The organism is Azospira sp. MPR-E4, assembly GCF_058809645.1.
In genome coordinates this window covers 18,506-27,426 of sequence record NZ_JBXAST010000044.1, presented here as the reverse complement: position 1 = coordinate 27,426, position 8,921 = coordinate 18,506, and the positions used below count along the sequence as shown (strand labels likewise).

Annotated in this window: 5 protein-coding genes and 1 riboswitch; all 5 genes read left to right on the top strand. The window is 67.5% G+C overall.

Features of this window, described 5'->3' with window-relative positions:
* Nucleotides 1–1,089, top strand: a 1,089-nt coding sequence (locus AC1RTA_RS12565) for a ribonucleotide-diphosphate reductase subunit beta (protein ID WP_492784876.1), incomplete at its 5' end; no start/stop codon positions are given.
* 151 nt (nt 1,090–1,240) lie between these two features.
* Nucleotides 1,241–1,494, top strand: a riboswitch (cobalamin riboswitch).
* Between the two features lie 204 nt (nt 1,495–1,698).
* Complete coding sequence (locus AC1RTA_RS12560) at nt 1,699–3,978, top strand: TonB-dependent receptor plug domain-containing protein (protein WP_492784875.1); 2,280 nt, start codon at nt 1,699–1,701, stop codon at nt 3,976–3,978.
* 14 nt (nt 3,979–3,992) lie between these two features.
* Nucleotides 3,993–4,601: a MotA/TolQ/ExbB proton channel family protein gene (locus tag AC1RTA_RS12555; RefSeq protein WP_492784874.1), complete on the top strand. Its 609-nt coding sequence runs from the start codon at nt 3,993–3,995 to the stop codon at nt 4,599–4,601.
* A complete protein-coding gene (locus AC1RTA_RS12550; RefSeq protein ID WP_014236992.1) occupies nt 4,579–4,920 on the top strand; it encodes a DUF2149 domain-containing protein in 342 nt (113 codons plus the stop codon). The genes AC1RTA_RS12555 and AC1RTA_RS12550 overlap by 23 nt, the downstream gene beginning before the upstream one ends.
* The gene (locus AC1RTA_RS12545) at nt 4,904–8,908 is read left to right on the top strand and encodes a cobaltochelatase subunit CobN (RefSeq protein ID WP_492784873.1); all 4,005 of its coding nucleotides are present in this window, start codon (nt 4,904–4,906) and stop codon (nt 8,906–8,908) included. Before AC1RTA_RS12550 ends, AC1RTA_RS12545 begins: the two co-directional genes overlap by 17 nt.
* The last annotated feature ends 13 nt before the right edge of the window (nt 8,909–8,921 follow it).

Here is an 8,921-nt window from a genome sequence, read left to right as displayed (position 1 = left end):
CTGCCCGCCCAGGCAGGAACGGCGGCGCCCCTGGCCGGCACCACCCCGGCAGCCGCGCCCCGCCTGCCTGCCGGCGGCATCTCCCTGGCCCCCATCAACCCGGAAGACAAGCGGGTGGTGAACGGCAAGGCCGACATCAACCAGCTGGCGCCCTTCAAGTACCCCTGGGCCTGGGAGTTCTTCCTCAACGCCAACCGCAACCACTGGACGCCCCTGGAAATCTCCATGGCCCAGGACGTGCACGACTACAACCACAAGCTGACGCCGGCCGAGCGCCACGTCTTCGAGAACGTGCTGTCCTACCTCACCACCTCCGACATCCTGGCCATGCGCAACATCGGCCTGGCGGTGATGGAGAAGATGAGCGCGCCGGAGCTGCAGATCTACCAGGCCCGCCAGGTCTATGAAGAGGCCCTGCACACCTGGACCTACCAGCACTGCATCGAAAGCCTGGGCCTGGACCAGAAGGAAATCTACAACCGCTACCGGGTGGTGCCGGAAATCCACGGCAAGATCGCCCTGGCCAACCGCCGCCTGGAGCGGGTGATGCGTTCCGACTTCGACCTGACGGACCGGGACAACCTGCACGAATTCACCCTCTCCTACCTCTTCTTCGCCGGCATCTTCGAAGGCTGCTGGTTCTACAACGGCTTCACTCCCATCTTCGCCCTGCAGCGCCGGGGCCTGATGAAGGGCACCGCCGAGCAGCTGCAGTACATCATGCGCGACGAAGTGCTGCACTGCGCCTTCGGCATCCGGGTGGTGCGCCAGCTCCTGCAGGAAGAAAACCTGACCCTGGACCCGGTCCAGGTCAAGGCCCTGTGGGAAGAGGCGGAAGCCGCCGAGTCGGCCTACGCCGGTTACATCCTGCGGGAGCCCATCCTGGGCTACAACGCCGACCTGCACCGGGACCAGTTCCGCTTCATCGCCAACCGCCGCGCCCGCCAGCTGGGCCTGGCCGAGCCCTTCCCCGGCGCCGAGAACGTGCTGCCCTGGCTCGACGAACAGGCCAACATGCGCAAGGAAAAGAACTTCTTCGAAACCCGCGTCACCGAGTACCAGACCGGCGGCGCCCTGGCCTGGGACTGAGCCGGGCGGCAACCAGCTGCACCGTGCCCTGGACGCTGCCCCGGCCCCTGGCGGGGATGGGGCAGCCCAGGACACAGACTTTTGTCATAGACGGGATTGGGGGTATGATCGCGCTCCTGATCGCCTGCAGTTGCGATCCCGGCTCCCCAGGGAGCCATTAGCAGTCAAAGGTGTCCGGCGGCAGCAGCCGCCGGGTGAAACGGGAACGAAGTAACGGCCATCACGGCCCCAAGCTTCGGCTGCCCCCGCAACGGTAAGCCAGTGCGGATGTTCCACGGCCCTCCTCCCCGGAGCGCCAGCCACTGAGCCAGCCCGTCGCCCCCTCACCGGGGTCGGCGACTGGCTTGGGAAGGCGGAACATCAAGACTGGCGAGCCCGGAGACCGGCCTTTGATTTTTGCGTGCCCGCCGTCCATGGAGGACGGTGCCGGCACGAACCTGCCACCGACCGCGGGGTTGCGGACGGAGCGGAGCATGAATCGGAGCGCCGGCCTTTCCCTCTGAGCCGAGTTTCTGCCGCCTGCCCTCGGGCCGGCGGTCGCGCCTCATCCTTTGTGCCCCCGTTTCCCGAAGCCCGGTCGGTAGCCATCGACTGGAGTCAGACAGCAACATGGGGAGCATCAACAACCAACAACCGCGGCGCCTCCTGGCCGCCGCCATCGCCGCCCTCTTTTCCCAGGCCGCCCTGGCCGCCGGAGAGCAGGGCGAGACGGAACTGGGCAGCGTGGTGGTGACCGCCTCGCGCATCGAGCAGACCACCCTGGAGGCCCCGGCCGCCGTCACCGTCGTGACGGCCGACAAGCTGGACGCCTCGGGCGCCGTGCGCATCGGCGACGCCCTCACCGCCAAGGTGCCCAGCTTCTACATGCGCAACGGCCTGGGCACCAGCACCCGCATCAACACCGCCCCCATCGTCTCCTTCCGCGGCCTCTCCGACGGCCGGGTGAAGATGATGGTGGACGGCATGAGTCTCTCCGACGGCAACGCCGGCGGCCTGGCCAGCCTGATGGGCATTCCCATGGGCGAGGTGGAGCAGATCGAGGTGGTGCCCGGCTCCGCCTCGGCTCTCTACGGCAGCGACGCCATGGGCGGCGTGGTCAATGTCATCACCAAGGTGCCCACCAAGCAGGAAACCCGGGTCAAGGTCAGCCGGGGCTTCGGCGACGGCGAGCGCAGTGCGGTGGAAGCCAGCTACCGCAACAAGTGGGACAACGGCCTGGCCGCCACCCTGGGCTTCGGCTACGAGGACATGGCCGGTTTCGCCGGCAGCGACCTGGTGGTGCTGCCGGTGGGCACCACCGGCACCGGCGCCAACGCGGTCCAGGGCGGCCGGGCCACCACCACGGTGGATGGCAAGAAGGCCTATGTGGTGGGGGACCAGGGCGCCATTTCCTCCCACGCCAACAACCTGCATGCCAAGGTCTATTACAGCCTGGATGCCCAGTCCCGCTTTTTCGCCGGCTTCAACCGCAGCGAAAGCAGCATCGGCTTCGAGCGCTTCAACAACTACCTGAGCAAGAACGGCGCTCCCCTCGCCCTGCCCGCCAGCAACGTCTCCATCAACGGCGACAAGCTGGGCAGCATCAAGGAATCGAGCTTCTGGAATTCCAGCAATCCCAACTACCGCCAGGAGACCCGCTATTTCGCCGGTTTCGACGGCAAGCTGGGCAATGGCTACGACCTCAAGGCCAATGTGGGCTACTTCGACCGGGAGGCTTTCTATGTCGGTTCCGGTGGCGGTGCCACCTTCGATGGCGGCCCGGGCACCCGCACCAGCACTCCCAACACCACCCTGGATGCATCGGCCCAACTGGGTTTTGCCGTGGGTAGCAACCAATACTTGATCATCGGTATCGCCTCCAACCGGGCCAAGCTGCACCGCAAGGTATACCAACTATCGAACTGGCGCACCCCGGACAGCACCACCGGCGCCATCAATGAGCAATCCGATGGGAGTAGCAGTACCAACTCACTGTTCCTGCAAGATCAGATTTTCCTTGGTGACGACCTCACACTTTATCTGGGCGGACGCCATGACCGCTGGAGCACCCAAGGGGAGATGCAGCGATATGTTGGAACACTGACAGGCAGCTTGGACATGCAGGAACGTACCAAATCCGCCTTCTCTCCCAAAATGGCGGCAGTCTATCGATTAACCCCGGGCACCAGCCTGCGCAGCTCCCTGGGCAAGGCCTTCCGCGCCCCCTCCAACTATGAGATGTATGCCACGCCCAGCATCAGCAGCCGCCGCCTGCTGGTGGCCGATCCCGATCTAAAGCCGGAAACCTCCACCTCCTGGGACCTGGGCATCGAGACGGCCCTGGCCGGCCAGGGCTCGGCCAAAGCCACCTATTACCGCACCCGGCTGCAGGACATGATCTACCGCAAGCTCAGCCCTTACAGCGGCAGCCTGGCCGACGTGGACTTCTTCGCCGTGGCCACAAATGCCGGCGAAGCCAAGGTAGAAGGGATGGAACTGGCGGCGGAAATGCCCCTCGCCTCCTGGCTGCGGGCCTCCGCCAGCTACACCTGGACCGACAGCCAGATCACCCGGGACGAAAGCGGCACCGGCCTGCAGGGCAAGCGCCTGCGCTATGTGCCGAAGAACACCGCCTACTTCGCCCTGGACGCCCAGTGGCAACAGTGGCGCGCCTACCTCTCCGCCGCCTACACCGGCGAGCAGTTCAGCAAGGAAGACAACAGCGACGTCATCAAGAACGTCTACGGCGGCGTCAGCAAGTACTGGCTGGCCAACCTCAAGCTGAGCTATCAGTTCGACAGGAATTTCAAGGTCAGCGCCGGCCTCAACAACCTCTTCGACAAGACCTACTACGAGTACTACCAGATGCCCGGCCGCAATGCCTTCATCGAGCTGAGCGCCTCGTTCTGACCCTGGGAGCCATCATGGAAATCGTTACCCTCATCGAGCAACTGCTCTACCAAGTCTCCACCGCCCTCTACCTGCCGGTGATCGGCGGCTGCGCCCTGCTGGTGGCCTACGTGCCCCTGCAACTGGGCATCACCCTGTTCGACGCCTGGCAGCGGCGCCGCGGCCATCTGCCGGAGGTGGAAAGCTTCAAGCTGCGCCTGGGCCAGCTGCGGCACCGCCTGAAGGGCTATCCGCGCCGCCTGGAGATCGAGGTGGAACGGCTGCTGCAGGCGGAGGAGCTGGAACTGTCGCGGCGCCTGGACCGCATCCGCTTCGTCATCAAGGTGGGGCCGGCCCTGGGCCTCATGGGCACCCTCATCCCCATGGGCATTTCCCTGGCCGCCCTGGCCGAAGGCAACATCCCCAAGATGGCCGGCAGCATGGTCACCGCCTTCACCGCCACCGTGGCCGGCCTGGGCGCCGGGGTCCTCGCCTATCTGCTGGCCCTCTCCCGGGAACGCTGGGTGCGGGCCGACGTGCGGGAAATGGCCCACGCCGCCGAACTGGCCCTGGCGGAAAGCGGCCAAGCCCTCCCCCACCACCTGCAGACGGAGGCCGACGATGCGGTTGCTGCAGCGGCGTAGGCGCTTCTCCCTGGACGGCGAGGCCCTGGAAGACCCCATCGCCGGGGTCGCCAACCTCTTCGACGCCAGCATCGTCTTCATCGTCTCCATGATGATCGCCCTGTTCATGGCCTACAACATGATGGACCTGCTGGACCCCAGCTCCGAAGTGACCATGGTGAAGAAGAACGCCAACGGCGAGATGGAGATCATCACCAAGAAGGGCAACGAGATCAAAGCCGCCAAGGTCACCGACCAGAAACTCTCGGGCCGGGGCGAACGCCTCGGCACCGCCTACAAGCTGCCCGACGGGAGGATCGTCTATGTACCGGCCGACTGAGGGCAGGCGCCCGATCCTGTTCCACCTCCGGCACCTCTTCCTGGGCCTGGCCCTGCTGCTCCTGGGCCTGGCCGCCCAGGCCCGGCCCCTGTCATTGGTGTTGTTCCCCGGCGATCCGGCCACCCTGACGGCGGTCAATGCGGTGCAACAGCTGCAGCGGGAACCGGCCCTGCAGCAGGTGCGCTTCCACATCGCCTCCTCCTCCCAGCCCAGCCCGGCGGACCTGGAAGCCCTGGCCAAAGCCGACCTGGCCCTGATCTACAACATGGGCCGGGACCTGGCGAAGCAGATTGCCCCCGCCGTGGCCGAAATCAACCGGCGCGGCGCCAAGGCCTACGCCGTCGGCTCGCCCTTCGAGGAAGGGGAACGGGATGCGGGCCTGAGCCGCAACGAGGAACTGCGGGCCTACGCCCAGGCCGGCGGAGTGGACAACTACGCCGCCATGCTGCGCCTGGCCCTGGCCCGGGACTTCGGTCTGCCCCTGGCGGCCCCGCCGCCCCGGCCCTTCCCGGCCGTGGCCCTGTGGAATCCCCGCAGCGGCCAGCTCTTTAGCCGCTTCGAGGACTACGCGGCGGACTACCTGCGGCAGCGCCCCGGTGCCGCCGAGCGGGTCTGGGTGGGCATCGTCTTCAACCGGGTCACGGCCCAGGCCGGCCGCTCGGCCCTGCTCGAAGCCATGGTGGAAAGCCTGGAGCGGCGCGGCTTCAACGTCGCCCCGGCCTTCGGCTTTCCTTCCGAGAATGCCGTCAAACAGTACTTCATCGACCCCAGGGGCAAGGCCCGGGTGGCGGCCCTGGTGGGCCTGGCCCTGAAGATGGGCAATGTGCCGGAGAAAGCCATCCCAGTCATGCAGGCCCTGGACGTGCCCGTGGTCAATGCCCTCTCCCTTTTCAACCAGAGCCGCCAGGAATGGGAGGATTCGCCCATGGGCCTGAGCCTCAACGAGCGGGCCTGGCAGATCGCCGGAGCCGAATTCGCCGGTGCCTTGGCCCCCACCGTGGTGGCCTCCAAGGAACGGCTGAGCGATCCCCGCACCGGCCTGGAATACGTGGTGGAGGCCCCCATCCCCGAGCGCATCGAGCGCCTGGCGGACCGGGTGAAGAAATGGGTGGAGCTGCGCTACGAGCTCAACACCAACAAGCGGGTGGCGGTGATCTACTACAACTACCCGCCGGGCAAGGAGAACATCGGCGCCTCCTATCTCAACGTGCTGCCCCGCTCCCTGTGGCAGATCCTCTCCCGCCTGGAGCAGGCCGGCTACAACACCCAGGGCCGCCCGGCGACGGAAGAAGCCCTGTTCGACGCCCTGCGGGAACACGGCACCAACATCGGCAACTGGGCTCCCGGTGCCCTGGAAAAAATGGTGCGCAGCGGCCACGCCATGCTGCTGCCGGTGAGCGACTACCGCAAATGGTTCGACCGCCAGCCGGAAAAGCTGCGCCGCGCCATGGTCCAGGCCTGGGGCGAGCCGGAAAACTCCAGGGTGATGCTGTGGAAGGACGGCAAGGGCAAGCCCCACTTCGTTTTCCCCGCCCAGCGCTACGGCAATCTGGTCTTCGCGCCCCAGCCTTCCCGGGGCTGGGAGGGCGATATCAAGAAGATGTACCACGACGTGGCCCTGCCGCCCCACCACCAGTATCTGGCCTTCTACCTGTGGCTGCAGAAGGGCTACCAGGCCCATGCCATGGTGCATGTGGGCACCCACGCCACCCATGAATGGCTCTCCGGCAAGGAGGTGGGCTTCACCGCCGCCGATCCGGGGGAGGCCATGGTGGGCGACGTGCCCCAGCTCTACCCCTACATCGTGGACGACATCGGCGAGGCCCTGCAGGCCAAGCGGCGCGGCATGGCCACCATCATCTCCCACATGACGCCCCCCTTCGACAGGGCCAGCCTCAACCTGGAGCTGGTCAAGCTGCGGGGCCTCATCGACGACTACGTGGTGGCGGCCCAGAAGAGCGAATCCGCCGCCGCGGCCGCCCTCGGCGAGATCAACGCCCAGGCCCGCAAGCTGGGCGTGCTCAAGGACATCGGCAAGGACACCCTGGCCAACGGCGAGGAGGTGGAGGAACTGGAGCACTACCTGAAGGAAGTGAGCGAACACCAGGCCCCCTATGGCCTGCACACCTTCGGTGTCGCCCCGCCCAGGGAAATGCAGCGCAGCACCGCCGAGGCCATCCTGGCCCTGGCCGGCAAGCTGGCTCCGGCCGAATACCAGCGCCGCCTGGAAGCCCTGATGGCCAATATGGAAGCCAGCGGCAAGGCCGAGCTGGACGCCCTGGAGGCGGGGCTGGCCGGGCGCTACGTGGCCGCCGGCCCGGGCAACGACCCGATCCGCAATCCGGACTCCCTGCCCACCGGACGCAACCTCTACGGCTTCGACCCCTCCCGCCTGCCCACCCCGGGCACCTGGGAACAGGGCCACAACCTGGCCGAGAAGTTCGTCGCCGACTATCGGCAGCGCCACGGCCAGTACCCGGACCGGGTGGTGTTCAATCTGTGGAGCACCGAGGCCATGCGCCACGAGGGCGTCACCGAGGCGGAAATCCTCGCCCTGCTGGGAGTGAAGCCCCAATGGGACGAACGGGGCCGGGTCAGCGGCCTGGAGATCATTCCCCGCCGCGACCTGGGCCGGCCCCGGGTGGACGTCACCGTGGTGCCCTCGGGCCTCTACCGGGACGCCCTGCCGACCCTGATGCTGCTGGTGGACGAGGCCGTCTCCAAGGTGAAGGACCTGGAGGAGGACGACAACCCCATCCGCGCCAATGTGGGCAAGACCCGCCAGGCCCTGGAGCAGCGGGGCATCGCCCCGGCCGAGGCGGCGCGCCTGGCGGCGGTGCGGGTGTTCACCGAACCTTCCGGCGCCTACGGCACCGGGGTGGACAACGTGGTCCAGGCCGCCAACACCTGGGATAAGGAAAGCCAGGTGGCCGACGTGTACTTCAACCGGGTCGGCCATCTCTTCGGCCAGGGCTACTGGGGCGACCGCCCCGGCGGCGCGGCCCTGGCGGTGGACCTCTTCAAGATGGCCCTGAAGGACGCCAAGGCGGCCATCCACTCCCGCTCCTCCAACCTCTACGGCACCCTGGACAACGACGATGTGTTCCAGTACCTGGGCGCCACGGCCATGGCCATCCGCCAGGTGAACGGCAAGTCGCCGGAAACCCTGGTGCTCAACCTGGCCGACGGCAAGGGCGGCAAGCACGAGACCCTGGACAAGTTCATGGGCCGGGAAATGCGGACCCGCTACACCAACCCGGAATGGGTCAAGGCCATGCTCAAGGAAGGCTATGCCGGCGCCCGCTTCGTCATGAAGGTGACCGAGCACCTGTGGGGCTGGCAGGTGACCGTGCCGGAGGCGGTGGACGGCGCCAAGTGGCAGGAGATGTACGAGACCTACGTGGCCGACCGCAACCAGCTGGGCGTCAGGGACAAGTTCCGGGAAGCCAAGAACCTGCGGGCCTACCAGGCGGTGGTGGACAAGATGCTGGTGGCCATCAACAAGGGCTACTGGCAGGCCGAGCCCCGGGTGAAGGCCCATCTGGAGCAGGTGAACCGGGAAGTCATGGCCGAAGCGGGCGTCGCCTGCAATGCCAACAGCTGCAGCAGCGCCGAGGTCAGCGCCCTGGCCCAGGCCCAGGACGCCCGGGACATGGCCGAGGCCCGCAGCCGGCCCGCCCCGGGCAGCGGCGCCCGCGCCCCCGGCCGCAGCAGCGCCCTGCCGGCCGCCGCAAGCATAGCCGCCCAGGCCGCACCGCCCCCCGGCGCCAAGGCTGCGGCCCAGCCGGCCCAGGCCAAGGCGGCACCGCCCCCGGCCCCCAGGCCGACGCCGCCCGCCCAGGCCGGCGAGCCGGTGCAAGGCTACGCGGTGCAGGAAAGCAAATCCGCCAACAGTCCCCTGCCGCCGGCCGTCACCCACTGGGCCCTGGCCGGCCTGGGGGCCCTGGTGCTGCTCGGCTTCGCCTGGCGCGCCCGGCGCCGGCCATGAGCACGGCTTAGGC

Bases quoted from the DNA above. Each gene is read 5' to 3' on its own strand.
- AC1RTA_RS12560 (WP_492784875.1), top strand. From the start codon at position 1,699: ATGGGGAGCATCAACAACCAACAACCGCGGCGCCTCCTGGCCGCCGCC.
- AC1RTA_RS12555 (WP_492784874.1), top strand. From the start codon at position 3,993: ATGGAAATCGTTACCCTCATCGAGCAACTGCTCTACCAAGTCTCCACC.
- AC1RTA_RS12550 (WP_014236992.1), top strand. From the start codon at position 4,579: ATGCGGTTGCTGCAGCGGCGTAGGCGCTTCTCCCTGGACGGCGAGGCC.
- AC1RTA_RS12545 (WP_492784873.1), top strand. From the start codon at position 4,904: ATGTACCGGCCGACTGAGGGCAGGCGCCCGATCCTGTTCCACCTCCGG.